Annotated in this window: 29 protein-coding genes and 1 pseudogene; 10 read left to right on the top strand and 20 right to left on the bottom strand. The window is 44.9% G+C overall.

Annotated features, from left to right (window positions below):
* Window positions 1–61: 61 nt before the first annotated feature.
* Window positions 62–958 carry a DMT family transporter gene (locus ACWYVB_RS05585; RefSeq protein WP_457528305.1) on the top strand — a complete coding sequence of 299 codons (897 nt, stop codon included), beginning with the start codon at window positions 62–64 and terminating at the stop codon, window positions 956–958.
* 64 nt (window positions 959–1,022) lie between these two features.
* On the opposite strand, the gene ACWYVB_RS05580 is transcribed toward ACWYVB_RS05585, so the two are convergent.
* The 4 genes from ACWYVB_RS05580 to pncB form a co-directional block, all read right to left on the bottom strand.
* Window positions 1,023–1,802: a methyltransferase domain-containing protein gene (locus ACWYVB_RS05580; protein WP_457528303.1), complete on the bottom strand. Its 780-nt coding sequence runs from the start codon at window positions 1,800–1,802 to the stop codon at window positions 1,023–1,025.
* Between the two features lie 170 nt (window positions 1,803–1,972).
* Complete coding sequence (locus ACWYVB_RS05575) at window positions 1,973–2,491, bottom strand: glycine zipper 2TM domain-containing protein (RefSeq protein WP_258646966.1); 519 nt, start codon at window positions 2,489–2,491, stop codon at window positions 1,973–1,975.
* A gap of 214 nt (window positions 2,492–2,705) precedes the next feature.
* Window positions 2,706–3,065, bottom strand: coding sequence for an acyl-CoA synthetase (locus ACWYVB_RS05570; protein WP_457528301.1), 360 nt, complete (start codon window positions 3,063–3,065; stop codon window positions 2,706–2,708).
* 335 nt (window positions 3,066–3,400) lie between these two features.
* The gene (pncB, locus tag ACWYVB_RS05565; RefSeq protein ID WP_457528299.1) at window positions 3,401–4,711 is read right to left on the bottom strand and encodes a nicotinate phosphoribosyltransferase; all 1,311 of its coding nucleotides are present in this window, start codon (window positions 4,709–4,711) and stop codon (window positions 3,401–3,403) included.
* Window positions 4,712–5,010: 299 nt separating this feature from the next.
* Here pncB and ACWYVB_RS05560 point away from each other — a divergent pair, with 299 nt between their 5' ends.
* From ACWYVB_RS05560 to ACWYVB_RS05550, 3 genes are read left to right on the top strand one after another with little or no spacing between them, the layout of a single operon-like run.
* Window positions 5,011–5,736 (top strand): NUDIX domain-containing protein, encoded by a 726-nt coding sequence (locus tag ACWYVB_RS05560; protein ID WP_457528297.1) that lies wholly within the window; start codon window positions 5,011–5,013, stop codon window positions 5,734–5,736.
* 32 nt (window positions 5,737–5,768) lie between these two features.
* On the top strand, window positions 5,769–6,422 hold the full coding sequence (locus ACWYVB_RS05555; RefSeq protein ID WP_053808096.1) for an isochorismatase family protein: 654 nt from the start codon (window positions 5,769–5,771) through the stop codon (window positions 6,420–6,422).
* 31 nt (window positions 6,423–6,453) lie between these two features.
* Window positions 6,454–6,810: a VOC family protein gene (locus ACWYVB_RS05550; RefSeq protein ID WP_457528295.1), complete on the top strand. Its 357-nt coding sequence runs from the start codon at window positions 6,454–6,456 to the stop codon at window positions 6,808–6,810.
* Window positions 6,811–6,813: 3 nt separating this feature from the next.
* Here the strand turns inward: ACWYVB_RS05550 and ACWYVB_RS05545 are convergent, their stop codons facing one another.
* Both ACWYVB_RS05545 and ACWYVB_RS05540 read right to left on the bottom strand, forming a co-directional pair.
* Window positions 6,814–7,554 carry a DeoR family transcriptional regulator gene (locus ACWYVB_RS05545; RefSeq protein ID WP_457528293.1) on the bottom strand — a complete coding sequence of 247 codons (741 nt, stop codon included), beginning with the start codon at window positions 7,552–7,554 and terminating at the stop codon, window positions 6,814–6,816.
* Between the two features lie 91 nt (window positions 7,555–7,645).
* Complete coding sequence (locus ACWYVB_RS05540; protein ID WP_457528291.1) at window positions 7,646–8,035, bottom strand: VOC family protein; 390 nt, start codon at window positions 8,033–8,035, stop codon at window positions 7,646–7,648.
* Window positions 8,036–8,228: 193 nt separating this feature from the next.
* Here ACWYVB_RS05540 and ACWYVB_RS05535 point away from each other — a divergent pair, with 193 nt between their 5' ends.
* From ACWYVB_RS05535 to ACWYVB_RS05525, 3 genes are all read left to right on the top strand, one after another.
* Window positions 8,229–8,702, top strand: a complete 474-nt coding sequence (locus tag ACWYVB_RS05535) for a peptide-methionine (S)-S-oxide reductase (protein ID WP_257082176.1) — start codon at window positions 8,229–8,231, stop codon at window positions 8,700–8,702.
* Window positions 8,703–9,001: 299 nt separating this feature from the next.
* A complete protein-coding gene (locus tag ACWYVB_RS05530; RefSeq protein ID WP_457528289.1) occupies window positions 9,002–9,442 on the top strand; it encodes a PTS sugar transporter subunit IIA in 441 nt (146 codons plus the stop codon).
* Between the two features lie 11 nt (window positions 9,443–9,453).
* Entirely contained in the window at window positions 9,454–10,854 is a 1,401-nt protein-coding gene (locus ACWYVB_RS05525) for a fructose-specific PTS transporter subunit EIIC (protein ID WP_048624728.1), read from the top strand.
* Window positions 10,855–10,916: 62 nt separating this feature from the next.
* Here ACWYVB_RS05525 and ACWYVB_RS05520 read toward each other — a convergent pair whose 3' ends face one another.
* The 4 genes from ACWYVB_RS05520 to ACWYVB_RS05505 all read right to left on the bottom strand — a co-directional run bounded on the left by ACWYVB_RS05520 (window position 10,917) and on the right by ACWYVB_RS05505 (window position 15,864).
* Window positions 10,917–11,972: an NAD(P)H-dependent flavin oxidoreductase gene (locus ACWYVB_RS05520; RefSeq protein WP_457528287.1), complete on the bottom strand. Its 1,056-nt coding sequence runs from the start codon at window positions 11,970–11,972 to the stop codon at window positions 10,917–10,919.
* A 187-nt stretch (window positions 11,973–12,159) separates the two neighbouring features.
* Window positions 12,160–13,563, bottom strand: a complete 1,404-nt coding sequence (eat, locus tag ACWYVB_RS05515) for an ethanolamine permease (protein ID WP_457528285.1) — start codon at window positions 13,561–13,563, stop codon at window positions 12,160–12,162.
* Window positions 13,564–13,574: 11 nt separating this feature from the next.
* Window positions 13,575–14,459, bottom strand: a complete 885-nt coding sequence (gene eutC / locus ACWYVB_RS05510) for an ethanolamine ammonia-lyase subunit EutC (protein WP_104973405.1) — start codon at window positions 14,457–14,459, stop codon at window positions 13,575–13,577.
* Complete coding sequence (locus ACWYVB_RS05505) at window positions 14,452–15,864, bottom strand: ethanolamine ammonia-lyase subunit EutB (RefSeq protein WP_005388715.1); 1,413 nt, start codon at window positions 15,862–15,864, stop codon at window positions 14,452–14,454. The genes eutC and ACWYVB_RS05505 overlap by 8 nt, the downstream gene beginning before the upstream one ends.
* A gap of 184 nt (window positions 15,865–16,048) precedes the next feature.
* Between ACWYVB_RS05505 and ACWYVB_RS05500 the strand changes: the two genes are divergently transcribed.
* The gene (locus tag ACWYVB_RS05500; RefSeq protein ID WP_053809418.1) at window positions 16,049–16,999 is read left to right on the top strand and encodes a helix-turn-helix domain-containing protein; all 951 of its coding nucleotides are present in this window, start codon (window positions 16,049–16,051) and stop codon (window positions 16,997–16,999) included.
* A 44-nt stretch (window positions 17,000–17,043) separates the two neighbouring features.
* On the opposite strand, the gene ACWYVB_RS05495 is transcribed toward ACWYVB_RS05500, so the two are convergent.
* Window positions 17,044–17,571 (bottom strand): TetR/AcrR family transcriptional regulator, encoded by a 528-nt coding sequence (locus tag ACWYVB_RS05495; RefSeq protein ID WP_006741323.1) that lies wholly within the window; start codon window positions 17,569–17,571, stop codon window positions 17,044–17,046.
* A gap of 123 nt (window positions 17,572–17,694) precedes the next feature.
* Between ACWYVB_RS05495 and ACWYVB_RS05490 the strand changes: the two genes are divergently transcribed.
* A complete protein-coding gene (locus ACWYVB_RS05490; protein ID WP_185090669.1) occupies window positions 17,695–17,916 on the top strand; it encodes a hypothetical protein in 222 nt (73 codons plus the stop codon).
* Between the two features lie 101 nt (window positions 17,917–18,017).
* Here the strand turns inward: ACWYVB_RS05490 and ACWYVB_RS05485 are convergent, their stop codons facing one another.
* From ACWYVB_RS05485 to ACWYVB_RS05460, 6 genes and pseudogenes are all read right to left on the bottom strand, one after another.
* On the bottom strand, window positions 18,018–18,389 hold the full coding sequence (locus ACWYVB_RS05485; protein WP_005395273.1) for a VOC family protein: 372 nt from the start codon (window positions 18,387–18,389) through the stop codon (window positions 18,018–18,020).
* 59 nt (window positions 18,390–18,448) lie between these two features.
* Window positions 18,449–18,778, bottom strand: a pseudogene (locus ACWYVB_RS05480) (LysR family transcriptional regulator); the annotation flags it as partial.
* A 135-nt stretch (window positions 18,779–18,913) separates the two neighbouring features.
* A complete protein-coding gene (locus tag ACWYVB_RS05475) occupies window positions 18,914–19,885 on the bottom strand; it encodes a leukocidin family pore-forming toxin (protein WP_006741319.1) in 972 nt (323 codons plus the stop codon).
* Window positions 19,886–20,040: 155 nt separating this feature from the next.
* Window positions 20,041–20,250 carry a hypothetical protein gene (locus tag ACWYVB_RS05470; RefSeq protein WP_005395278.1) on the bottom strand — a complete coding sequence of 70 codons (210 nt, stop codon included), beginning with the start codon at window positions 20,248–20,250 and terminating at the stop codon, window positions 20,041–20,043.
* Window positions 20,251–20,355: 105 nt separating this feature from the next.
* The gene (gene groL, locus ACWYVB_RS05465) at window positions 20,356–21,954 is read right to left on the bottom strand and encodes a chaperonin GroEL (protein ID WP_005395280.1); all 1,599 of its coding nucleotides are present in this window, start codon (window positions 21,952–21,954) and stop codon (window positions 20,356–20,358) included.
* Between the two features lie 33 nt (window positions 21,955–21,987).
* The gene (locus ACWYVB_RS05460; RefSeq protein WP_005373989.1) at window positions 21,988–22,278 is read right to left on the bottom strand and encodes a co-chaperone GroES; all 291 of its coding nucleotides are present in this window, start codon (window positions 22,276–22,278) and stop codon (window positions 21,988–21,990) included.
* Between the two features lie 269 nt (window positions 22,279–22,547).
* Here ACWYVB_RS05460 and ACWYVB_RS05455 point away from each other — a divergent pair, with 269 nt between their 5' ends.
* Window positions 22,548–22,898 carry a rhodanese-like domain-containing protein gene (locus tag ACWYVB_RS05455; RefSeq protein ID WP_457528278.1) on the top strand — a complete coding sequence of 117 codons (351 nt, stop codon included), beginning with the start codon at window positions 22,548–22,550 and terminating at the stop codon, window positions 22,896–22,898.
* A gap of 96 nt (window positions 22,899–22,994) precedes the next feature.
* On the opposite strand, the gene ACWYVB_RS05450 is transcribed toward ACWYVB_RS05455, so the two are convergent.
* The 3 genes from ACWYVB_RS05450 to fni form a co-directional block, all read right to left on the bottom strand.
* On the bottom strand, window positions 22,995–23,393 hold the full coding sequence (locus ACWYVB_RS05450; protein WP_005395284.1) for a GFA family protein: 399 nt from the start codon (window positions 23,391–23,393) through the stop codon (window positions 22,995–22,997).
* A gap of 280 nt (window positions 23,394–23,673) precedes the next feature.
* Window positions 23,674–23,937, bottom strand: coding sequence for a DUF3012 domain-containing protein (locus ACWYVB_RS05445; protein WP_005395285.1), 264 nt, complete (start codon window positions 23,935–23,937; stop codon window positions 23,674–23,676).
* Window positions 23,938–24,129: 192 nt separating this feature from the next.
* On the bottom strand, window positions 24,130–25,149 hold the full coding sequence (fni, locus tag ACWYVB_RS05440; RefSeq protein ID WP_203342712.1) for a type 2 isopentenyl-diphosphate Delta-isomerase: 1,020 nt from the start codon (window positions 25,147–25,149) through the stop codon (window positions 24,130–24,132).
* Window positions 25,150–25,268 lie beyond the last annotated feature (119 nt).

The raw sequence follows: 25,268 nt of genomic DNA, 5'->3' as shown, positions 1-25,268 counted from the left end.
TCACTTCACTTCATCCTATGACATCACCTACTCTTTGGCAAAGAAAGAGGAGAGGAAATAAGTGAAAGTTACATCGGTCGGCGCAGCTATGCTGCTATTAATTGTTGGGAATCTCATTGCGGTGCTTTCGGACTCTTTAATTAAAAGTGTCGGAAATGAAGTGCCTATTTTTCAGTTTGTCTTTTTCCGACAAATTTCCGCAGTGCTTTTTCTACTGCCTGTCTGCTTGCTGACAAAAAAGACTCATTTTCTTGAAGGATTTAAATGGCATGCTGTCCGCGCTCACGTGTGGTTGCTTGGTGCTATATTTATGGTTTTGGCGATTTCATCTTTACCGCTCGCAACTGCGAACGCAATCTTCTACGCCGCGCCATTGATCATGTTGCCGCTTGCCGCGATATTTTTGGGCGAGCAGCTGTCTAAACAATCGGTCGCGGCTGCGATCATGGGCTTTGCTGGAGTGTTGGTCATCATTCGTCCAGATCAAATCGACTGGGCAGCGATTTCAGCTTTAGTTGTTGCAATTACTTTAGCAATCAATAACTTGCTCATTCGAAAACTGCCAAAAAATCAGTCTGTGATGCAAACGCTATTAATGACAAACTTGGCAGGTATTCCCGTGGCTTTCTTACTTGTTCTGATCGAAGCGGAACCTTGGGACTGGAGTGCTTTCCCTGTCGCTGCTGGCTCAAGTTTGTTCATCATGATTTATGCGGCAACATGTGTGATCGCTTACCGCTCGATTGATAGCAACAAAATTGCCAGCGCTGAATACAGTGGCTTAATTGGTGCCGTGTTTGTGGGATTAATCTGGTTTGGAGAAGTGCCAGACATATTCATGGCAATAGGAACCATTATGATTGTTGTGCCTCTAGTTTGGCTTTCTAAACGAGAGCGTCGCAAGAAAAAGCTGCAAGCTCAGCAAGAGCGAGAACAAAAAGAGGCGCACGTTACTTAAAATTGCGCTCTACCTCAAAGACTAAAAAAACCGAGTCGTAAGTGCTCGGTTTTTTTATGTAGCTCTAATCCATTCTGATGTAAGCGACCACATGAGATAAAAACTGCCTTGCAAAACGATCATTAAACCGGATGCGATATTCATGATCGGCTTCCGATACTAAACGCCAACCTTCAGCAAAGTACTCTTTGATATCATCGACCGCTTCGTCTTCATTTTTGATGTGTTTCGCGTTCCACTGATAAGTGCAAGAGACAACGATCAGCCCACCAACCTTGGTGGTTTTTTTTAGAGCATTGATCACGCTAAGTGGCGACTCACATTGATCAATCACATTTAAACATACGACTAAATCAAAGCGAGATTGGAGAGTATCGAGCTCAAAAGGCTGATTAATTAGCGTCAAATCAACATGAGCACATTTCTGTACGATATCTCTATTCTCTACCTCTAAAGCGTTTAAGGTGTTCACATCGTGAAGATAAGTTAGCTCGACTCGTTGTTCTTCTATTAATAGTTGCTTCAAGCCATCCATCAACCTATTTGAAGGCTCAACCAGCGTCGCTTCTTTAAGGCTAGGTAAGCGTTGCACTAACTCATAATAGTTTCTTCCCAGCGCAGCCCCAACCTCAAGTAGGGAACACGGCTGAACGCCGCTCTCGAGTGCCGTCTGCGCAATAAAGTCAGCGACTTGGGAACAATGTTGTGATGACAAAAAAGAGAGTGGGACTTGTTTTGAGCGACTGGTTATCGTCTCAATCTGCTTATCTTCGATGAACTTGTCGAACCATTGCGCTTCGAAATAACCAGCTAAACCGCGATCGGTCAGGTAAAAATCTTCCATGTTTTTTCCGTTCGTACTTTTAGAAAAGTGATTGTATCGAACGCTGAAATTAACTGGTAATTCTGGCTACACATTCCCACGGGAAAATAGATGAAAACACCGCTTATGTGAAAAAGCCCTTTCATCTCAAAGATAAAAGGGCTTGTTAATTACTTCGGTTGAGGAGCTAGTTATTGCGGAAGAACAACTTTGCCATCTTGAATTGGGAACGTTTTTGTCACTGGCTTGCTCGCTAAGCGAACCGTCGTTGGCGCACCTGAAACTTCATAAGTGACATCGTAACCCACTACTTTTTCAGATGTTGTGTATTCTGTGTGGCACTGCTTTTTCGTCGTTGTCACTACATCGCCTTGTTGCACGTTCTCCTGAATCTTACGACCCGTTAATGCACCAGCGATCGTACCAGCTGCAGTTGCAATCACTTTACCTGAGCCGCCACCGATTTGGTTACCCAATGCCGCGCCAGCTGCTGCGCCGCCGACCGTACCAATTATTTTATTATCATCCGTAGGAGCAACTTGCTCCGTTACTACCACGTCTTTACATACTTGGTGTGGATTTTTCACAGTTTCAGTCACCGCTTCAACCAAAGTAATGTTTGCTTGGGTTGGAGCTGGTGGCGTTTTGTCTTTACAGCCTGCTAGTACAGCAACAACTGCCGTTGCAATTGCGATAGATTTCATATTCATGATTTACATCCCAGTATGGTTTGCTTTGATGAGCGGTATAGTAAATCGCAATTAGGAAATCACATCAGGCGAAAACAAACCCTCTGTCATTAACGAGTAAAGAAACACTGTTTTATAAAAGGTACGTCAAGAAACACTCAACAGAATGTCAACTGAGCTAAAACCGTATCATTACTGATTATGATTAGGCTTGATTAACCTATGAGGCTTATTTTTAAGCCAAGCTTAAAAACAGTTCGTCGTCGGTTAAATACTTATGACGGTGACTCAGGTTACGCACGTGCATAAACATAAAGTCAGGAAAACCAGGAGCAATAATGTTGTTTGGTTCCCAGCATACACCGCCAACAAACACATATCGCCCTTGCTTGTCATCTTCGTGATGGGGGTTATTAAGAGGAGAAGAAAACTCTGCGCGACAACCTTCAACCACACAAACAATTTGTCCTTTAAAAAGGCCGATCACGCGCTTAACAAGATTTGCCTTGATACCACATTTCCATGCCTGCCGAGTTGCCATCTCATAGCCATATTTTCGGATCGCTTTCTTTTGCAAATGTACTACTAGGTTCATTTTGACTCCTGATTCAAGCAATTACGCGAAGCCCAAAGTCATAAAAGCAGATAGACGTCTATACCCGAGTGACCTCATGGTACGTGGGAATAAACTACGTGATTAGACTGAGTTTAGTGTCTGATGAAAATACACCTTCCACGATGCTGTAACGTATCGATTTACACCAATCATAGGCACATAGCACATCAAAAAAACAACCTTATTTTCGAGTGCTTTCCTACGCTGTATCTGGTTACTTCTGCGTATTACTATAACGAAATCACCCTCTACGTTTGTCTATATAAATTTGTCGTAACGATAGAGGGTGCTTATCAAGGATGGGAGGATAACGCCTACGCGTCGATGAGATAGTTTTGACCTTCAGTTTCTAGACGATCAATCAGTTTACGACACTCATTTAAATCAAGAGGTTGCTCGAAGCGGCGCTTGAGGTTCATCAAAAAGAAGATATCTTCACACATGGCTTTCTCAGGTTCGTCACTGATTTTTGCGACTGGTGAACCATTGCACGTGACCATTTTGATCACGATAGAAAGTGGCTGGTAGGCTTCACCCTCTTTATTAATATAATCACCCATGTCGTTCGCAAGAAAAGTACCGATACCAAAACTCACCTGAATACGTCCTTGGAAATACTCGCAAATATCTAACGCTTGTTCGAAGTTAAGTCCGTCGGTAAACACCAGTGTTTTTGTTAACGGGTCTATATTAAGCGACTGATAGTGTGCAATCATTTTTTCACCCCAGCTATAAGGGCAACCACTATCGTGACGTACACCGAAATACGCGTTACTTAGCTCTTCATCAAAGTCTTTAAGGAAGGCATCAATACCAATCGTGTCGGTCAGTGCAATACCTAGTGCACCGTTAAACATTTTTTGCCAACGTTGCAAAGCCACTTTTTGCGAATCTCGCACATTCACCAGAGCTTGATGGCCCATAAACCATTCATGAGCAACGGTACCGATAGGCGTTAAATTCAGTTCTTTTGCTAAGTGGTAGTTGCTTGTTCCTGTCAAACATTCCGGCACTTCCTGGCACAAATATTCCAACATGGTGCGCTGAGCTTGAAAGGAAAAACGTCGACGCGTCGACATATCAGAAAACTTAAAGTTAGTGATGTTACGACGTTTTAGCTCGGATTTTAGGTACCGAATTTTCTCTTCTAAGACGGTGGTAAATTGCGCTACAGGGATATCTGACCAACGCTGACGGCTACGAACTTCAGACACGATGCTCATGATGATCGTTTCGTACAAAATAGTATCTCGCCACAAACCATTGATAGTAATGCGTAACTGGCTTGAGCCATCAGCCATGGCTTTATTATGGAAAGAGACATCACTTTGTGGATTGAAACAGAAATGGCGCAGTGCATCAACAAAGTCAGGATTCAGGTAAGGCGCGACACGCTTAATATATTCGATTTCTTCTTGCGTAAATTGAATGTCTTGCAGTTTAAGAACTTCTGCTTTTACCTCTGGTAGCAGTTCAGAGAGATCTTCCTCGCTACGCACAATAAACTTGTATGACACCATCGCATCAGGGTAAAGCGCTGTTACTGCGCTCATCATATTGACTTTGTAGACATCAAAATCCAAAGCGCTTTGAATGATGCGGGAAGAAAATAGTTTGGTGGTCATTAGGTGCCCTTCTACACGCCCTTCCTGGGTATATAACTTTTTGTTACTAACTAATTTGCGTAAACAATAAACACCCATCTATAGTTTGTCAACTTTTGTTACTAACCACTCATTTTTATAAGGTTTTTCTGTCTAGAATTCGCACACAGATTGTGAATAAGTCAGATTTATTCGTAGATTTATACTCAAGGCGTACTATGAAGCACTACCGAAAACGTTTCGCACAACTCGTTACTTACCCATTGATTGACCACTTGTTATGCGCTAGATTACTTACAAATCAATATTAGGACCCAACCATGATCGTATCTGTCGACATTATTCCATTCAGGCTATCAGGCTGTGCCGATAAGGGATTGGAAGTGTTGTTGATTAAACGTTCAAATCCAAATCGGCCATACCATGGAGTCTGGGCACTACCGGGCGGATTTGTCTTTGATAAAGACTTAACCAGTGAAGGCGGACGCCCGGCCGATGAAAACTTTGAGGCGGCGCGTCGCCGAATTTGCCGCGAGAAAATCCATACTTACCCTCGTCACTTTAGTGAAGCGTTTATCGACGGCGATCCCAAGCGTGATCCAGAAGACTGGAGCTTAAACATTACGCACTACGCCTTGGTCGATCGTAACAATGTAGAGCAAATCAACAATGCTGGTGTACCAGAGTGCCAACTAAAATGGTTTTCGCTACAAGCTATACTCAATGGAGAAGAAACTCTCGCGTTTGACCATCAAAAAACCATTGAAAAAGCGTGGCAGAAGCTTCGTGCATCCATTGAATACACATCGGTTCTTTTGCTTGCATTAGACAAAGAGTTTTTGGTTGCCGACATCATTTCTGCTTATCAAGAGTTTGGTATTGATATTAGCCGAATGACGATTAAGCGCCGCTTGATAGATTCAGGCGTACTAAAACCCACCAATAAAGTCGCTTCTACCAACAAAGGCAAAGGTGGAAAACCCGCAATGGTATATACGCTGACCAGCGACGAAGTAACCTTTTTTCAAAACTGTTTGCGTGGATAAACGCAGGCAATCAGACAGACAAGGAGTCTGCCATGACTGTTCGAGTAAACTATCAAACTACAGCGGTGATCGACGTTGACCCAGAGAAAGGCTTTAGCGAGTTATGTCCAAATGAACTGCCCGTTGCAGGTGCGTTGGAAATCGTACCGGAGCTTCTGAGTAATCATGCCAAAGGCCGATTAAAACTGGTGAGCCGTGACTTGCACCCACCGAAAGCAAAATGGGATGCAGAAACACCAGCCAACATGCTTGAACCCGTCGGTCTACCCAATGTGGATATAAAATGGAACCGCCATTGTGTGCTTGGCACAACAGGTTCAGAACTTTTAGACGGTTTACCACCTGTTTTGGACTATGATTTTCAAGTTAATAAAGGCATGGATCCTGATGCGCATCCTTACGGTATTTTCTTCCATGATATTGCCGATACTAAAACGACAGGCGCACATGAATTTCTAAAATTCAACGGGATTGATACCCTAGTGATCGGTGGTCTTGCGCTAGATTTTTGTGTGAAGAAATCCGTCATGCAAGCACTGGATCTTGGCTACAATGTGGTGGTCAACCTTGCTTCAACTCGCGCAGTGCTGCCTGATAATATTGAAAATGTGCTGACAGAGCTCAAGGATCAAGGCGCATTATTTGTCGAAAAAGCGGATGACATCATCGTAGAAAAATTCGCCTAGAGGCATGAAACAAATGGATAGGGATTTCACCATGCATCAACATGAAAAATTGAATTACGTTGAATTTGGTTCCACCAATATTAACGCTACAAAACAATTTTTTGAGCGTACCTTTGACTGGACCTTTATCGATTATAGTCCTGAATACTCTGCATTTTCAGGACAAGGGTTAGATGGCGGATTCTTCAAATCTGAGTTTGTAAACCAAACCGCAAATGGTGGCGCACTTTTAGTGTTTTATAGCTCAGATATTCAAGCCACGCAGATAAAAGTTGAGCAGCATGGTGGAAAAATTATCCGCCCTATTTTCGAATTTCCCGGCGGCTGCCGATTCCACTTCACCGAACCAAGTGGAAATGAATTCGCAGTATGGTCGGAGAGCCATTAGTACTTACCCCAACACCACTTCCACACCTAGCTTTTTGATTTTCTCAAGGTCGCTTTTCGGAGCGGCTTTGTCGGTTAACAACACCGATATTTCGTTGGTATTGCCAATTGAAGATGGATAAATCTGTCCAAATTTACTGGAGTCCGTCAGTACGATGTTACGTCTATTCTTTGCCAGAATGGCCTCTGCGATATCGGCACGCATCATGTCTCGGCTAGTAAAACCAGTGTCTTGGTGAAATCCGTCGATACCCAAGAAAGCCGTGCTGAAGTGAATGTTCTCAATACACAACTTGGTTAATGGTCCAACTAAGCTCTCGCCTTGATGCTGATACACACCACCAAGCAAGATGATGTTAGCTGAGGTGTTACGGATGAGATGGGCGATGTACGCCGATGGGGTAATGATGGTCACATCGCCGCGTTCAGCTAAAGTGCGAGCCAAGAGCGCATTAGCACTGCCGCCCTCTATCAATACGGTTTCGTTTGGTGATACCAAGTCCGCCGCTTTATTTGCAAGTGATTGTTTAATATCGAAACGGACTTCTAATCGGGTATCAATATCATCACTTTGCAATGCGGTAGCTGCGCCGTGTACGCGCTTTAGATAGCCCTGTTGCTCCAGAAAATTCAAATCCTGCCTGATGGTCACGCCCGACACGCCGATAATGTCAGAAAGCTCCGTCACTTGAACGCGTTTGCGGTCATTAACTAATTGCAGGATTTCATTTTGTCTTGAGTTCACAGGCTCGCTCCTTTTTGATGAGCTTGCAGTATACGCCCGAACACTTTCATATGAAAGCAGCCTGTGAACGATAGAAATAAGCTAAGTCGCGTTACACCGTAAGCTCAAGACGGTTGCCGTCCGGATCTAACACGCAGCTTTCGTAGTAACCATCACCCGTTTGTCTCGGACCGTCGATCCATTGGTAGCCATCATCTACTAAGGTTTTGGTTAATTGAACCACTGCCTGCTCTGATCCTAAAGCGAAGGCAAAGTGTGCTAATCCTGTTACCTGCATCGCATGAGATTTTTCACAAGCGGTCACACCTTCCATCGACATTAACTCCAATCGTGCTCCACTTTCAAACGAAAGAAAGTAAGATGAAAACTGCTTAGTTGGATTGTGGTATTTATCGTTAGACACCGCGTTAAAATATTTCTCATAGAAGGCTTTTAACTCTTCCAAACGTTCTGTCCAAATCGCGATATGTTCAATTTTCATTAGGATTCCCCTTAGCTCTTAACTGCGCTCAATCTAACGAGGAAAAGCAGCACAAAAAAGAGAGCAAATCACCACCGAGTTGTTCCTGTTTTATGTCCGAACTGCTCATCGATGAGTCATTAAATCTATGGTTGGAGTTGTGTTTGAGCGAAAGTGATGTCCATAATGGCGCAAAGTTTTACAGGATAAAATGATGGAAGAGATTTACTTCGCAGGCGGCTGCCTTTGGGGCGTGCAAGAATTTATGCGCCACCTTCCGGGCGTAATTGGCACCGAAGCAGGACGAGCAAATGGCACGACGGATAACACTCAATCCGAATACGATGGTTACGCAGAATGCGTGAAAACCCAATTCGACCCCGAACAAGTTTCGGTTGAAACTTTAATGGGGTATCTGTTTGAGATCATCGACCCGTACAGCGTTAACAAGCAAGGTGAAGACGTAGGTGAAAAGTACCGTACAGGTGTTTATAGCCAAAACGAGCAACACCTAACGATTGCTAAAGCGTTTATCGCAGCAAGACCGGATGCCGATAAAATCGCCGTAGAAGTACTGCCGCTCACAAACTACGTGCCAAGTGATGATGAGCACCAAGACCGACTCACGCGATTTCCAAACGACTACTGCCATATCCCGTTAGATTTGCTGCATAAATATAAAAATTAATGGCCAGCTTTTATCGCTGTTTCTATTATCTCAAACTAAGAGGCGCAACGCCTCTTTTTGCATCCTAACCAGGGCTATTGATCCTCCTCCAGTTCATTTTCATGTCTAGTTATTTGTTTCAAAATAACTGGAATATAAATCACATAATAAATTTTATAATATTCCGCATTATTAATGACGGCTATCACACTTAAGATTGAGTGATACAAAAGTATAGTTATTGGTTTTTTTTTACTATTTCCGAAAACCACTTCATTAATTAAATTTGACTCATTACTTCAGTACCAATGAGTCATAAAATGATTACAGAACTAACAAACGTCAATTTAATTAACGGCAACCTTCAAGCAAATAATAAAAAAGAAGTCTTTGAAGAGCTAGCACAGATGCTATTCGAAAATAATCGAATTAGTAGCAAAGAGGATTTTTTAACCGACATCGAAGCACGTGAAGCATTAAGCGTGACTTCAATGGACGGCATCGCCTACCCACACGCAAAAAGCAAAGCGGTTACAGAGCCTGCAATCGCCGTTGGCGTAAAGCACGAAGGCATCGAGTATGGCGACGAAGAGGGAGTCAAACCAACCGTATTCTTCATGATTGCTTCACCTGATAACGGTACCGACCACCATATTTATGTTCTTCAAGAATTATTCGGAAAATTTAGCGAAGAGTTTATTGAAGATATTCATAACGCAAAAGACGAAAACCAAATACTAAATATTTTAATTAATTCATAAGGCGTGAAATTATGAGTACAATCACAGCTCAAGCTAGTAATAATAGCGATTTCAAAAAAATCCTAAGTACCATGAAAGGTCACCTTTTATTCGGTACTTCTCACATGCTTCCATTTATCGTTGCGGGTGGTGTACTACTGGCTCTGGCGGTAATGGCATCCGGTAAAGGTGCGGTTCCTGCAGACGGGTTATTGGCTGATATTTCTAATATCGGTATTAAAGGTCTGGTGTTGTTCCCAATTATTCTTGGTGGCTTCATCGGTTACTCAATTGCAGACAAACCAGCACTAGCGCCAGCGATGATCTCTTCTGGCATCATGGCTGACATGGGCGGCGGCTTCCTAGGTTGTATCGTCGCTGGTTTTATCGCTGGTGGTGTAGTTCTACAACTTAAGAAGATCCCTCTTTCTGCTAACATGACTGCGTTGGGCGCTTACTTCATCTACCCACTTGTTGGTACGCTTATCTCTGCAGGTATCGTTCTATGGGGTATCGGTGAGCCAATCAAGATCTTCATGGCTTCTATGAACGAATTCCTAGCTTCTATGGCTGGCGCTTCTAAAGTGGTTCTAGGTACGATTCTTGGTGGTATGACTGCATTCGATATGGGCGGTCCAATCAACAAAGTAGCAACGCTATTCGCTCAAACTCAAGTTGATACTCAACCATGGCTAATGGGTGGTGTTGGTATCGCAATCTGTACGCCTCCTCTAGGTATGGCGCTAGCAACATTCCTATTCAAGAAGAAGTTCACTAAGCAAGAACAAGAAGCAGGTAAAGCAGCAGCAATCATGGGTTCTATCGGTATCTCTGAAGGTGCTATCCCATTCGCAGCAAACGACCCTGTACGCGTTCTTCCTTCAATCGTTGCTGGTGGTATCGTTGGCTGTGTGTTCGGCTTCCTAACAGACGTACTGCTACACGCTCCATGGGGCGGTCTAATCACAGCTCCTGTATCAAGCAACATCCCAATGTACGTTGTGGGTATCGCACTAGGCTCACTAACAACAGCAGTTATCGTTGGCTTCTGGAAACCAGTTGCTGAAGAAGAAGCAGAAGACGAAATCGTAGAAGCAGCACCTGCACAAGCTCAAGCGGCTCCAGCAGCAGGCGAAGGCGAGTACGACATCGTAGCAGTAACATGTTGCCCATCTGGCGTAGCACACACATTCATGGCAGCGAAAGCACTAGAGAAAGCAGGTGCAGCAGCGGGTCTGAAGATCAAAGTAGAAACTCAAGGTCAAAACGGTATCCAGAACCGCATCACTGACCTAGATGTAGCAAACGCGAAGCTGGTTATTCTAGCTCACGATATCCAAGTAAAAGACGCTCACCGCTTTGCAAAAGCAAACGTTGTTGAGTGTTCAACGAAAGAAGCGATGCGTAACGCAGCGACTCTTGTGAAAGCTTAAACCTTAAGCTCCTCCCCCTAAGAGCCCTTTCCCCCAAAGGGCTCTATTTATTATCGAATAAGTCAATTCAAATCAATCCCTTCCACTAATGACAGTGTCATTTCTGCCGCTGAGACTTCTTTGCAACCCGACGAATTTTGCCCGCACCACAACGGCGTAAATTCATCTCGGTTTTGCTTCTCCATAAGCGCTCTTAACTGAGTCATTTCAATGGATGCGTATGGGAATTTCGGCGCAGACTCACAGATGTAACCTAGCTCCGACATCGCGCGATTCACAATACCTCTCGCTGGTCGGCCCGAGAAAACATTGGTCACAGCGGTATGTTGCGCGCGTTCACTAGCAATGGCATATCGATGTAAAGACGATGTTTTCGCCTCATCACACAACAAATAGGCGCTGCCAACTTGAACGGCACTCGCTCCTAATCTCAACGCGGCTTCCACACCGCTTTTATCAGCGATTCCGCCTGCAGCAATAACAGGCAAATTCACCCGTTTGGAGATTTGTGGTAATAACGCCATCAGACTTAATTGAGTAGTTAAATCATCCGATAAAAACATGCCTCGGTGTCCACCAGCCTCCAAGCCTTGGGCGATAATACCGTCAACGCCTTTTGCTTCCAGCCAAAGTGCTTCATCCACCGTGGTTGCTGTCGAAAGGATCTTCCCTCCCCAGCCTCGAATTCGCGCTAATAAGTCATCGGTTGGCAAACCAAAGTGGAAACTGATCACTGGCGGTGCAAATGGTTCAATCGCGTCAGCAATATCATGATTGAAAGGCATTCTTGTCGGAGCGTTTGGCTGCTCCTGCACGGTTGCACCAACTTCAGCAAAATACGGTTGCAGCGTTTTTTGCCACTCTTCGTGCTTGTTGGCGTCATATTCCGGCATTTCATGGCAAAAGAAGTTGAGGTTGAACGGTCGGTTGGTTGCCTGTTTGATAAGTTGAAGTTCTTTTACGATGGCGTCTTTGTTCAGCATTCCACAAGGTAACGAGCCAAGCCCGCCAACATTACTGACAGCTATGGTCATTTGGCTGTCTTGCACGCCGGCCATTGGTGCTTGAATAATCGGTAACTCTGTTCCAAAAAGTGTATTAAATGCGTTGTTTTTCATGATCCTTCCTTGAAAACTTAATCTATACCAGTGGTGGCTATGCTCCATAGTTATCCAGACTAGACTTTCACATGATTAACCACTTATAAAGTTAAAGTGATGCATTTGTGCGCTATGCACTTTTGATAGAAATGACAAAGGGAGCCTATGGCTCCCTTGATGTAGTGGCGAACAAGAATTGAAATGGCTATCGTGCTACATCTGATTCAAGCTCTAATTCTGCAACAGAAAGCATGGCAAACTCTTCCTCGGCGGTTGCTGCCACCAATTTGTTGCGGCTGTACAACCCATAATAAACACCACCGATAAGAAACAATCCCATTGTCATGAAAAAGGCTGAGGGATCAAAAGCATAAACACCTGTCATTGCGATCAAAGAAAGCACCAGAGAAATACTCGAAGTGATTACCCCGCCAGGCGTTTTATATGGGCGAGCTAACTCCGGCTGTTTAATTCGCAATAAAATATGGCTCAAGGACATTAATGCGTACGATACCGTCGCACCGACAACTGCCATCGCCAAGATTAAGTCCCCCTCTCCCGTAAGGGAAACCAAGAACCCAAAAACGCCCGGAACAAAAAGCGCACGAGAAGGCACTTTTTTGTCACTGGTTAGTGACAAAGTTTGCGGTAAATAACCCGCGCGGGAAAGCGCAAACACCAAGCGACTGTAACCATAAATGATAGAAAAGAAAGACGCGATAAGGCCTGCCAATCCAAGTAGGTTCACGGCCATTGCTACCGTTGAATTGCCTGTAAGCTTCAGCGCGTCAACTAATGGCACAGCGCTATCGCCTATGACCTTTGAACCAACCGCACCAGCCAAAAGAACGACCACCAGAGTTGCGGTTAGCAATAAAAACAGCATCGCACCAATGATGCCTTTTGGAACATCTTTCGCCGGGTTTTTTGCCTCCTCTGCTGCTAAAGGCACACCTTCAACCGCAAGAAATAACCACATCGCAAATGGCAACGCAGCCCATACGCCATACCACCCAAACGGCAAGATTTCTGTTGCCTGAGCCGTCGCCGGAGCAATATCGAATAAGTTGTTCACATCAAAGTGACCAATAAGCACACCAGCAGTAATGAGAATAGCTAGCACAGCCAAACCGCTGATGACCATCATTACTTTGAGAGCTTCGCCAACACCTGCCATATGAATAGCGATAAAGACGGCGTAGAAAAGTGCGTAAACAACAGGGCCATCGATACCAACCAATTCATTTACTGCAGAGCCAATAAAAATTACTATCGCAGCAGGCGCGAGCGCATATTCAATCAAAACTGATAAGCCAGTGAAAAAGCCGCCTGTCGGCCCCATCGCCTGTCTTGCGAAGCTGTAACCACCACCCGCAGCAGGAATCGCCGCAGACATTTCAGCTAAAGACAATACTAGCGTGAAATACATTACTGCCATCACGATAGCAGCAATAAGAAAGCCTCCCCATCCTGCTTGAGCGATGCCAAAGTTCCAACCGGCGAAGTCACCAGATATAACATACGAGACACCTAAGCCAGCAAGTAAAACCCAACCTGCGGTGCCTCTTTGTAGCTGCCTTTTGGCCAAGTACTCCTGATGTTTAGACATAGTAAATCCTTCTACTTTGATGAAATTAAAAAGTTGTCGCTGTGTTTATCTTCAATGCTTGCGCCACTTGGCTCATTGATGTCGGAGCGATCTTTCAGGTTCACTCCTGACAGTTGTAATTTTCGAGCCTCCTTGAGCAAGTAAAATGCGCGTTCACAGGCATCGTCATAATTGAGCCCCTGAGGGCGCACATTGGAAATGCAGTTTCTTTGGGAATCTTTAGAGCCTCGTTTAGCCCCCCAAGTGAGATACATACCCATGCTATCCGGAGAAGTTAGACCGGGTCTCTCTCCAATTAAAACCAGCACGGCCTTGGCGTTAAAACATTCACCAACATCATCCCCTACCGCTACTCTTCCTTGCTTTACGATTGTGATAGGTGCGAATTTCCATTGATGTTCATCATCAGCGCTTAAAAGAGAAATCAATCGTGTAACAACAGGCACGGCATGGTTTTGAATTGCGACGGAAGAAAGTCCATCAGCAATAACAATCGCAAGATCAATGTCAGTGTTATGCTCATTTGCTATCGAGTTGAGCGTTTTCCAAGAAGATTCATCGAGCTGCCGTCCTAAATCGGGCCTTTGCAAGTACATAAGCCGATCACTCACTTGGCTGCTCACTACCACTGGAGGCTCTAAGGTATTTTCAAGAATCGAGTAAGAGTCCGATAAACCAGCAACGAGAGAGTCAACATTCAAACTGCAATGCACTGCATCCATAGCTTGGGCATGATCCAGCTGAAATGAGAGTAACTCGTTGGTTGGTACACTGTTTCCGCTGCGACCCAGAGCGATCCGAGCAGAGGTGAAGTCGCGTAACTTGCCCCAAGGGTTGTGTGTGACAACTTCAGACTCGTCTTGTGTGGACTGAGAAATGGTGATCACTTTACCCATGAGAATACCCCTTATTCAGTTGATTAATTGCTCCCGAAAACGAGCGAGAGATTTGCTCACTTAACCGAACGTCTTGCACGCTCTCGAAAATCTGCATCTCCATTAACCATTGTTCAAACTCTGGAGCTGGCTTCAGACCGAGTACTTTTCTTGCGTAAAGGGCATCGTGAAATGAGGTAGTTTGATAGTTGAGCATGATGTCATCAGACCCTGGAATACCCATGATGAAAGAGCACTCGGCCACGCCTAACAGTGTCAGCAAATTATCCATGTCATTCTGATCGGCATAGGCATGATTGGTGTAACAGATGTCGCAACCCATGGGTAAACCAAGCAGCTTCCCACAAAAATGATCTTCAAGCCCAGCACGAATGATCTGTTTGCCATCAAACAGGTACTCTGGGCCAATAAACCCAACAACTGTATTAACCAACAAAGGATCGAACTGTTTCGCGACAGCATAAGCACGAGCTTCGCAAGTCTGTTGATCGACCCCATGAAATGCATTCGCAGACAACGCTGTACCTTGTCCGGTTTCAAAATACATCACATTGTTTCCTACACTACCTCGATTCAAAGACAACGCGGCTTCATGGGCCTCTTTCAAAATCGACAAGTCGATTCCGAAGGTATCATTCGTCCCTTGCGTGCCGCCTATCGACTGAAAAACGAGATCGACTGGTGCACCCATTTCAATGGCTTCGATCGTGTTCGTGACATGAGTTAACACACAAGACTGAGTCGGTATTTGATAGTGTTGAATCACCTCATCCATTAAGTTCATTAACTTAATAGCTTGAGGCACATTATCTGTTGCCGGATTGATACCGATAACCGCATCGCCATTTCCGTACATAAGACCATCAAAAATGGTCGCTGCGATACCGTTGAGAGAATCAGTGGGGTGATTCGGCTGTAAGCGAGTAGACAGGCGACTCGGCAAACCAATCGTATTCCGAAAAGCCGTGACAACTTGGCATTTTTTAGCAACGAGAATCAAATCCTGGTTGCGCATAATCTTACTGACTGCGGCCACCATTTCTGGTGTTAAACCTTGACGAATTTTAGCCAACGTTTCACCATCGGCTTCTTCACTCAGCAGCCAATTTCGAAAATCTCCGACCGTCAAGTGCTCAATCGGTTTAAAGGCTTCAAGGTCATGCGTATCGATAATTAGGCGAGTGATATCGTCGCTTTCGTATGGAATAACCGCCTCGTTAAGAAACGTTTTAAGTGGTAACTCAGACAGCGCCATTTGTGCGACTACACGTTCTGCCGCTGACTGAGCACAAACCCCAGCTAACGCATCGCCTGATCGCTCCGGTGTCGCTTTCGCCATCAAGTCAGCTAATGACTTAAAGGTATAGACTTTACTTCCTTGTTGCCGACGATAAGTTGCCGTCATTGCTCTTCCTCTTCACTATTTGGTTCGCTTTTTGCTGAACTATCAATAAGCTTTAAGAAAGTATTGCCAAATGTGTTCCGTAGCGTTATCAAAAACTGGCAACATTTATAAAACACTAATAAACAATGAGTTACATAAAAACTGCTCCAACATGACTCACAAAAAAGGAATGAGCATCACAAGGATGAGTGACCAAATACCCCAAACCGCACCAATGCTGTGCATCCATCACACAAAGGATGCAAACCAACAAGCTGCAAGCCTAATAAACTGGCAACAGGAATACGATCAACTCAGCGATGGCCGATTTTTAGGTCAAATTCGAGAACGACGATTTCCCAATTTCCATGTATTTCGTGAAGACAGTAACCGCTCACTAAGACAGCAATGCAGGGTTGAAGAGGGAGGAATTTGGTTGGGCTTGAGTGCGGAAAATAAGCCGCTACACCTAAATCACAGTCAGTTTAATGCAAGCCAGCTTTTGCTTAGACAAGGCGGTGCAGATTTTGAGTTAATGACGCCTGAACAGTTTTCTATCTATGGGATAGTACTCGACAGAAAACTGGTTCAAATCATAGAAAAACAGCTCGAGTTAGACGGTATCGGCTGCAACACACCGCACTTAGCGGGACCAACAGAAAAGCACATTCAACAACTTAAATTCTACTTGGGTACTTTGCTCGGTCCCACTGAGTCGCGATGGTCTGACAGCACACATCAGGTGGTTTTAAAAGACATCGTACTCGAACTGTTCTCAATCAGTTCACCAAGCGCAAGCCACCCGATATCAATCTCTCATCGTCAGCATGTGATGCGCCGCATAAAGCAACAGCTACACGACTTAGATTACAGAACTCCGATCACCGTCAGTGAACTGTGTGACGCTGTGCACGTCAGTCGCCGAACACTGCAGTACACTTTTGAACATTGCTGTAATACTTCGCCAAAGCAATTCATACACCGAATGCGGCTGAATCAAGTACGTAGAGTGCTACAAAGCCCTGAAGATAATCGAACAATTGCAGAAATCGCTTTTGACTTTGGTTTTTTTCATCTCGGGCAGTTCAGTCAAAGCTACAAGCGGCTATTTGGTGAGACGCCAACTGAAACGAGAAAATGGGAGTCCAGCAAATAAAATGACAGGCAGTATATTCTTTCAAATTCTGCGTTGGGGCCATTTTATGTAGTCGCAATGATTTGCTGAAACTTAGCATGAAGATCTGTAAGCGCGGCTTCAACATCTGGTTCTGCTCGGCTTAAATGTGCGATTAGCGTCATGAAGTAGCAGTCAAAAATCAACGGCATTTTGTCTTCAAGAACAGAACTTACGCTCGCAGATTGAAACAACTCTTGGTTAAACGACTGGTAATAATCCAAATCCCAAATCACCTCTTTCAACAAGGCTCGGCTCAGCTCGACGTTCGCAAAATAGTAGCGATAGTATTTCTCCGTCAACGCCAAACCAATGTCGATAGCTGTCTTACCTTCCACACTGACTAGCGTCTCTTGGCTGATCTGTTGCAGTTGCGTCAGCATCCCTTCGCGCAAAATCGACAGTTTGGTCGGGAAGTGGCTGAACACCGTACCATCGGCGACTCCTGCTTCTCTCGCAATCTGCCTTGTGGTCGTCATGTCATAGCCATTCTGAGCAAAAGATGCCCACGCGGCTTTTAGGATTTTGTCTCTGGTTTGTTGTCGCTTCGTCATTGATGTATCTGCTTAATGAGCCTGAAAGGATCATACCTTGAGCGGCTGACATTGACAAATTGAGCGCGCTCAATTATAAAAATGAGCATGCTCAATTTCATATAAAAACAAAAGGAATCGCTCATGTACGTATTAAACAAACTAGGCCAAGGATTGATTTTCTTGCCGACCATATTCTGCTTTTCTTATATTTTAAGACCCATATTGATGGTGATTCTCATCCCAGGTGGACTCGCACTTTTGGCGTTAATCGGAGGGACAGAAGTCCGGGCGGAACTCAAAGCCATGCTGCTTGAGGAGCTTTTTGGGTTCAGTCCATCGCACACCACCTCGAAAAAGGCGTGAGTGAGCGAGAAACGTTGGCAAGGTTAAGCAAAAAACAAAACGCGCAGGTATCGAGATCTTAATACCTGCGCGATATAGATGTTCTGACAAGAGGACTGGCGTTAATCAGTATTCATGTTTTGACCGATTCGCCATAAAACGCCACTAGGGTCAAACAAACAACATTCGCGCATGCCCCAAGGTTGCTCGACCAGCTCAGTCAAACGCGAGCCAAATTCCTCATGGCCTACTTTGGATAAGTGCTGATGCCAGCTTTCTGCGTCTTCTACGAGCAAGTGCATCATGAAGTTGTTGCCGTGTTCTGGCTCATAAAAATTCTGTAAAAGAAACGCGCAGCTGCCTTGAGAGAAGTACGCCACATCACCGAAGTCTGACGCCATATCAAAGCCTATCGCCTCATAAAAACGTTTTGAGAGCGCGTAATCTTTCGCTGGAACAAATGATTTGATTTCAACAATATTGAGGTTTTCCATTTCCAATTTCCTAAGCCCTTTTCCACCAAACTGACTGACGTAATCACGCTCTGCGCCTTCTATGCGCCTTGCGTATTTTGCTGCGATGGCAGTGTTACACACTCTACCATTTGCGTTTGTAACCACGTGATGAATTTATGTTCGAGTTCTGTACGCTTTTTATCTTGGCTCAATAAAACATAATTGCAACCTGATAGCACAAAACCAAATGGCGCGACCAAATTACCGCGCTTAATATCGTCCATAACAAAAGGATACGATCCCATCGCCGCGCCTAAGCCATCCACCGCGGCTTGTATGCAAAAATAAAAATGCGCAAATGATTGCTAAGTGCTGCCGTTGAAGGTTTCACAACGTGTTGATTGCTGCCAATCCGCCCAAGCATGTGGTGCGGGATTGGTCATTTTCGGCGCGATGCTGGGCTTAAAGACTTAATGCGCTTGCGATCAGATTTCGACCATAAAAAATGCGGCTACTAGAGCCGCATTACAATCCACAAACCTTCGGTCTGATAAGTGAAACGTTTATTGAGTGATAACGGTTAGCGTGTCCCAATCAATCGTGAAGCGAATTTGTGCCTCAGTGTAGTGGCTCGTTGTACCTTGATCGTACCAGTTACACGCATTGCGAGAGAAACCTTCTTCAACTTCTTTCATGCCAGCTCGTGCGATCATCTCCGTTTTTGGCTCTTCTCCGCGCTCAAATTCTGGTGTGAACACGTACTGGAATTTCGGTTTGAAACCGTAGATCAAACGCGGCAAGTTCTCTTCGGGTAATAGGTTCTCGTTTGAACAACCTGTGTAGTGGTAAACACCCGCCCATTTACCGTAGTACTGGTAATCGTTGGTGTAAATTTGGCTAAGAGAGGTGGTCCACTTAACGCCCATACCGCGTTCCATGGAAGCCTTTGGTTTGGCTGCGGTGACGTAATCCTTACTTGAGTAGCGAGACGTATAAGCCACACCCAGGTCGGTCGTCAACGAGCCAGAAAAACTTGGTGCTGAGCCCGGTGTTGCAGTCGCGGTTAAGCCGATAGACGGAGCAACCGTGGTTGTCGATACGGAAACATCATTGGCTTCGTTTTGCGGTGAGTAATCCTCACTAAATACCGGCGTGCCACCAGCTTGATAGATACTGTAGTCGAACGCAACTGGGTAGTTTTGAGTAAAACGGTCCACAATCGCAGCATCGTAAGTGTGTTTTACACCCGGATTACCTGGTACATAACCATTCCCTAGAGTGATCACGCGAGCCGCTTTTTTGTCGTTCTTTGAATTATGGAATAACTCAACCAGTAACTTCATTTGCACACGGCTACCACGAAACGCGTACGGGAAAAGCTCAGGCTCGCTTTGCATCACGACCTCATAGCTTTTTTTCACGTAACCTTCTAGCGCGATGTCATCAATCAAGACACTTTCTACAACCTTGTTATCAGAAGCAGCGGCAGTAGCGGAAATCCCTAACATTAAGGGAAGCAGTATTTTCTTATTCATTATTTTATTACCTTATTTGGGAACAGTCCCAATTTAAGCTAACACATTGAACAAGTAGCAACAATCAAACGAAAACGATTCACATTATCAATATTTTGACCTACACCCAGAAATGAAAAAAAAACAGCCAACTTACGCTGGCTGTTTCGATGCAGTTAATGAATGACCCGTGCGTCCCCTTTAAACAACTGAGACAGATCGATAGTGAATATCGTCACTGTCGGACGTTTAGGCAGAGCATTTTCGATCGAAAACTCTGGCCCAGCTGGAACGAGGGGGAAGTGAATAGCCGTCGGCCACGTTGACGAAGCTTCATTACCGCTCGGCTCAGATATTGAGAAAGAAAACGCAGGTAAACGGGTCATAACACTTACCTCAAATGACTGATTCGCGGGCTCAAGCGAGCCCGCTTAGGTTTTGCAATGTTATTGTTGTTTTAACACTTACTTAATCACTAACGATTGGTAACGTTAGATATCAAGTTCTTTGTCTTCAACGTGGTTGGTGATCATCGCTTCAGTGGTGATCATCAAGCCAGCAACAGACGCTGCGAATTGAAGCGCTGAGCGTGTTACTTTCGCAGGGTCCAAGATACCCATTTCGATCATGCTGCCGTATTCACCTGTTGCAGCGTTGTAACCGTAATCGGCATCACCCGCTTTGACAGCATTCGCTACGACTGAAGCTTCGTCACCTGCGTTAGTTGCGATTTGACGGAGAGGCTCTTCCATCGCACGTAGCGCAACTCGGATACCCACGTTTTGGTCATCGTTGTCACCTTTTAGATCCGCCAATTCTTTCGCGATCTTAGTTAGGGCAACACCACCACCAGCAACAATACCTTCTTCAACCGCTGCGCGAGTAGCGTGTAGCGCATCGTCCACGCGGTCTTTCTTCTCTTTCATCTCAACTTCAGTTGCAGCGCCGATCTTGATCACCGCTACGCCGCCAGAAAGCTTCGCAACACGTTGTTGAAGCTTGTCTTTGTCGTATTGAGAAGTGGTTGTTTCGATTTGTTTTTCAATCGAAGCCACACGATCAGCAATCGCGCTTGCTTCTGCTGCGCCACCCACAATAGTTGTTGTGTCTTTGGTGATGGTCACTTTCTTCGCGCTACCTAGTTGCTCTAGCGTTGCTTTTTCGAGTTCTAGGCCGATTTCTTCAGAGATGACCGTACCTGCGGTTAGTACCGCAATGTCTTCCATCATCGCTTTACGGTTGTCACCAAAACCAGGTGCTTTCACCGCAGTCGCACGCACGATGCCGCGCATGTTGTTCACAACCAATGTCGCTAGCGCTTCACCTTCGATATCTTCAGCAATGATCAATAGCGAGCGAGAAGATTTCGCCACTTCTTCTAGCACTGGCAATAGCTCGCGGATGCTGCTGACTTTTTTGTCCACCAATAGGATGTAAGGGTTGTCTAGCTCTACGCTGCCATTTTCTTGGTTAGTGATGAAGTATGGCGACAAGTAACCGCGGTCGAATTGCATACCTTCAACCACAGACAATTCGTTGTCTAGACCTTGGCCTTCTTCAACCGTAATCACGCCATTGCGACCCACTTTTTCCATCGCTTCTGCAATGATTTCACCGATCGCGCGATCGCTGTTTGCAGAAATGCTACCCACTTGGGTGATGGATTCTTTGTCGCTGCATGGCTTAGACATTTCACGTAGTTTCTCAACCGCCGCTTCAGTGGCTTTGTCGATACCACGTTTTAGGTCCATTGGGTTCATGCCAGAAGCTACCGCTTTAAGACCTTCGTTGATGAAAGATTGCGCCAGTACAGTAGCCGTCGTTGTACCGTCACCCGCTTCATCATTCGCTTTGGACGCCACTTGTTTCACCATTTGTGCGCCCATGTTTTCGAACTTGTCTTTCAGTTCGATTTCTTTCGCTACAGACACACCATCTTTGGTAATGGTTGGCGCGCCGTAAGATTTATCAAGCACAACGTTGCGGCCTTTAGGGCCTAGTGTCACTTTTACTGCATCCGCCAGTAAGTTCACACCTTTCAGCATTTTTTGACGTGCGTCATTAGCAAATAATACGTCTTTTGCAGCCATAATTATCTCCTCAAAAAACTACTACAAAAATAATTACTCAACGATTGCTAACACATCAGATTCGGACAGAATCAAGTATTCTGCGCCGTCAATTTTCTCGGTTTTCACGCCGTAACCGTCATTGAAAATGATTTGGTCGCCCACTTTGACTTCCATCGCAGCGCGTTCGCCATTTTCAAGGCGTTTACCTAAACCAACAGCAATGACTTTCCCGCGGTTTGATTTTTTCACCGACTGAGAAGTTAAAACGATTCCCCCTTCAGATTTATTTTCCACCTCTTGTCTTTCAACAATTAGCTTGTCATTTAAAGGACGAATTTTCATTTTTAAGTGCCTCCTACTTGGAACCAAAAATAAAAGACAGAATAAACATCAAGATGGATTTGCGAGTCGACCGCTCGCTTTCGATGAGAATAATAAGGTCGAAAAATTGGAGTTCAAGAGGTGGATTTCATAAAAATTTTTTATTGAATTGAATAAAATCTTCTATCGAAACTTTTGACATTCACGACCACTTAAAACCTCTTTATGATGGAAAATGTGTTCAATCAAATCTAGAGTGGTTACATACTCTTAAAAAGGATAATCAAACAATGAAAAAGGTCTTATCTCTGTTTCTTGCAACATTGTGCGTTGGCTTGCTTCCTCCCAACGTGGCGGCTTCTGAGCGTGCTGATCAAGGGTGGCAACTGATTGAGAAAGGCGCAATGATTGTCGATGTACGCACGCCGCAAGAGTTCTCTGAGGGGCATTTAGACAATGCGGTCAATTTCCCTCTATCTGAGCTTGATAAACATTTCCAAGACGTCGATAAAGATCAAGCGATCGTATTGTACTGCCGCAGTGGTAACCGCTCTGGTAAAGCGTATCAATATTTGCAATCACAAGGGTTCACGAATCTGCACAATGCAGGTGGCTTAGAAGAACTGCAAGACGCCAAATAATCATCTCTGTTCTAATTTCAAAAATAAAAGTGCAGAGGGCGTTGCAGACTTATTGCAACGCCCTCTGTTACTAAATAAATCTCTTCCGCTACTACTCTATTTGGGCCCGGCCTCAAACTGAGTCAGGTTATCCGATATCTCAAGCCACGGCGCTTTGGACGCGACAAAAATATGGAAATTTGGCTTGTGGGATGGAGCATCATCCAAGACACCTAGGCGAATATTGACAATCCCATTGTTCTTTTTCGAATACAGGCTCGACCCGCAATGGCGACAAAAACATAACATGGTATTTTCGCTTTTCTGATAAGTTTGAATATCCTCTTTTCCTTGGATAATGAGCAACTTATCTAGAGCAATACCGCCCGCCGATGAATAGTCAGAGCCAGTAAATTTTCGACATTCCGAGCAATGGCAATTTCCCATGTACTTGAATTCATCTGCCACTTCCAATTTCACCTTACCACACAGACATGAGCCTTTGAGTACTTCCATTTGAGTCCCTTTTTGTTATGAATCTAATTGAATTAGACGAATACACCGACACCATGCCACTGCAATGCGAAAAATTAAAGGCAGGTAATACAGGTTTTCAAAAATGAAACGAAAATGTAAAACACTCTACTCAGAGGAAAGATAGGTGTGCTCAGAACGTGAAAGCCCAAGCTATTGTCGATACAAAAACACCAAGCAAGACGCTTGGTGTTTTCTTAATATTTTGTCTAACACAGTCATCGCTCTTAATAAGAGACGCCGTGTTGAGAAAGTGTAGTGCTTAGAAAATGCAGTGCTTAGTAAAGCTGGTGGCTTCGTTTGCACTCCAGTCACCTTTTGGCTTATCTTTCAAGTTCTCACACCATTGCTCGCTGCCCACACCATCTTGAAGAACACAGTGCTTCGCAAAGTCTACTGCATTGTCTGCTGTCCATTCTGTTTTTGGCTTATCGCGCATGTCGTTACACCAGCCTTCAGTGCCCACTTCATCACTACAAGCGGTTAAAGCAGAAGCCGCCAACATCAGCATGACTAGTTTTTTCATAAATTTAAGGTTCCAGTTGCAAACAATATTAAAATAAAACTCAATCGCTTCAACAAATGCCCATTCAACGGTCTGAACTAAGCAGTCACTTGTTGAAGTGACTTTTGTATCAACTATAACGAAATTATCAGTCTACGTGTTAAGACACCGAAAAATTATTGAGCCAAGCTGCGTAAATGACACCATAAACACCTATAGGCAGCGCGCTTGCGTTAATGCGCTGATCTTAGAAGACCCCGTGCCAAAACATGATAAACGTAACTCTAACGCCATTTGCTCAAAGTGCTCGACCACCGCTTGAGTGCTTATGGTAGCCGCTTTCAAGACTGCGCCCGCTTGCCCAACGAGATTGGCGCCCAAATGTATGGCTTTCGCCGCTTCAAGTCCGTTGTGCACACCACCTGAGGCGATCAAAGGTAATGTAGGATGCTGTGCTCGTATTTGAGTCAAACATTTTGCCGTTGGGATGCCCCAATCGCGGAAAAGTTCGGCTGCACGCTGCATTTTCGGGTTATCTTGGCAATAGCCTTCAACCGCGCTCCAACTTGTGCCACCCGCGCCCGCTACGTCAATGGCATCCACACCGGCGTCAACCAATCGCTGCGCAACGTGACCACTAATACCAAAACCGACTTCTTTAATAATGATCGGAACATTCACGCGAGATTTAAGCTGCTCGATAGCGTGTAAGACCCCAACCCAATTATGGTCGCCATTTTTCTGAAACGCTTCCTGCATTGGGTTTACGTGTACAAACAACGCATCCGCTTGAATGGATTCAACCGCACGCTGCGCATTATCAAGTTTACCTTTGTCGCGCAACTGAGCGGCTCCAAGGTTGGAATAAAGCGGCACATCTTTGGCTAAATCACGAATGGTTTTACCTAGACCTGCGTGTTGGCGCTCTTCTAAGCTAATACGCTGCGACCCCACGCCCATCGCAATGCCTAATTCACTGGCAGCTTCAGCCAAACGACAATTGATCACTTCAGCGTCTTTCGCTCCACCTGTCATCGAGCTAATCAAAAACGGCAGCGCCAGTCGGTGGCCAAGAAACTCTGTCGACAGGTCGATCGCCTGAAAGTCACATTCTGGCAGCGCGCAGTGTTCAAACTCGACAGACTCAAAGCCCGCCGTTTTATGCTTCATGCTCATGTCATGATGTAAAACAGCGTCTAGATGTAAATCTTTTCGGTTAGTTTGCGGAGCCATAATGCCACCCTAAAGTTAAACAGTCGCGCAGTATTGCGATCCTTATCAGTAACGTCAATGCGAATTTTCTGAATTCACGAGATTACTTTTCCGAAACCAGTAATGAATCACGACTTACT

It is taken from the genome of Vibrio sp. JZG10, from assembly GCF_054064075.1.
This window is presented reverse-complemented; position numbering and strand designations above follow the sequence as displayed.

Excerpts from the sequence above, each read along its gene's own strand:
- ACWYVB_RS05560 (WP_457528297.1), top strand. The coding sequence starts at position 5,011 with ATGATCGTATCTGTCGACATTATTCCATTCAGGCTATCAGGCTGTGCC.
- ACWYVB_RS05455 (WP_457528278.1), top strand. The coding sequence starts at position 22,548 with ATGAAAAAGGTCTTATCTCTGTTTCTTGCAACATTGTGCGTTGGCTTG.
- ACWYVB_RS05450 (WP_005395284.1), bottom strand. The coding sequence starts at position 23,393 with ATGGAAGTACTCAAAGGCTCATGTCTGTGTGGTAAGGTGAAATTGGAA.
- ACWYVB_RS05550 (WP_457528295.1), top strand. The coding sequence starts at position 6,454 with ATGCATCAACATGAAAAATTGAATTACGTTGAATTTGGTTCCACCAAT.
- groL (WP_005395280.1), bottom strand. The coding sequence starts at position 21,954 with ATGGCTGCAAAAGACGTATTATTTGCTAATGACGCACGTCAAAAAATG.
- ACWYVB_RS05525 (WP_048624728.1), top strand. The coding sequence starts at position 9,454 with ATGAGTACAATCACAGCTCAAGCTAGTAATAATAGCGATTTCAAAAAA.
- eutC (WP_104973405.1), bottom strand. The coding sequence starts at position 14,459 with ATGGGTAAAGTGATCACCATTTCTCAGTCCACACAAGACGAGTCTGAA.
- ACWYVB_RS05520 (WP_457528287.1), bottom strand. The coding sequence starts at position 11,972 with ATGAAAAACAACGCATTTAATACACTTTTTGGAACAGAGTTACCGATT.
- ACWYVB_RS05445 (WP_005395285.1), bottom strand. The coding sequence starts at position 23,937 with ATGAAAAAACTAGTCATGCTGATGTTGGCGGCTTCTGCTTTAACCGCT.
- ACWYVB_RS05540 (WP_457528291.1), bottom strand. The coding sequence starts at position 8,035 with ATGAAAATTGAACATATCGCGATTTGGACAGAACGTTTGGAAGAGTTA.
- ACWYVB_RS05460 (WP_005373989.1), bottom strand. The coding sequence starts at position 22,278 with ATGAAAATTCGTCCTTTAAATGACAAGCTAATTGTTGAAAGACAAGAG.
- ACWYVB_RS05575 (WP_258646966.1), bottom strand. The coding sequence starts at position 2,491 with ATGAATATGAAATCTATCGCAATTGCAACGGCAGTTGTTGCTGTACTA.
- ACWYVB_RS05580 (WP_457528303.1), bottom strand. The coding sequence starts at position 1,802 with ATGGAAGATTTTTACCTGACCGATCGCGGTTTAGCTGGTTATTTCGAA.
- ACWYVB_RS05490 (WP_185090669.1), top strand. The coding sequence starts at position 17,695 with ATGTACGTATTAAACAAACTAGGCCAAGGATTGATTTTCTTGCCGACC.
- ACWYVB_RS05530 (WP_457528289.1), top strand. The coding sequence starts at position 9,002 with ATGATTACAGAACTAACAAACGTCAATTTAATTAACGGCAACCTTCAA.
- eat (WP_457528285.1), bottom strand. The coding sequence starts at position 13,563 with ATGTCTAAACATCAGGAGTACTTGGCCAAAAGGCAGCTACAAAGAGGC.
- ACWYVB_RS05495 (WP_006741323.1), bottom strand. The coding sequence starts at position 17,571 with ATGACGAAGCGACAACAAACCAGAGACAAAATCCTAAAAGCCGCGTGG.
- ACWYVB_RS05475 (WP_006741319.1), bottom strand. The coding sequence starts at position 19,885 with ATGAATAAGAAAATACTGCTTCCCTTAATGTTAGGGATTTCCGCTACT.
- ACWYVB_RS05500 (WP_053809418.1), top strand. The coding sequence starts at position 16,049 with ATGAGTGACCAAATACCCCAAACCGCACCAATGCTGTGCATCCATCAC.
- fni (WP_203342712.1), bottom strand. The coding sequence starts at position 25,149 with ATGGCTCCGCAAACTAACCGAAAAGATTTACATCTAGACGCTGTTTTA.
- ACWYVB_RS05570 (WP_457528301.1), bottom strand. The coding sequence starts at position 3,065 with ATGAACCTAGTAGTACATTTGCAAAAGAAAGCGATCCGAAAATATGGC.
- ACWYVB_RS05535 (WP_257082176.1), top strand. The coding sequence starts at position 8,229 with ATGGAAGAGATTTACTTCGCAGGCGGCTGCCTTTGGGGCGTGCAAGAA.
- ACWYVB_RS05485 (WP_005395273.1), bottom strand. The coding sequence starts at position 18,389 with ATGGAAAACCTCAATATTGTTGAAATCAAATCATTTGTTCCAGCGAAA.
- ACWYVB_RS05555 (WP_053808096.1), top strand. The coding sequence starts at position 5,769 with ATGACTGTTCGAGTAAACTATCAAACTACAGCGGTGATCGACGTTGAC.
- pncB (WP_457528299.1), bottom strand. The coding sequence starts at position 4,711 with ATGACCACCAAACTATTTTCTTCCCGCATCATTCAAAGCGCTTTGGAT.
- ACWYVB_RS05470 (WP_005395278.1), bottom strand. The coding sequence starts at position 20,250 with ATGACCCGTTTACCTGCGTTTTCTTTCTCAATATCTGAGCCGAGCGGT.
- ACWYVB_RS05505 (WP_005388715.1), bottom strand. The coding sequence starts at position 15,864 with ATGACGGCAACTTATCGTCGGCAACAAGGAAGTAAAGTCTATACCTTT.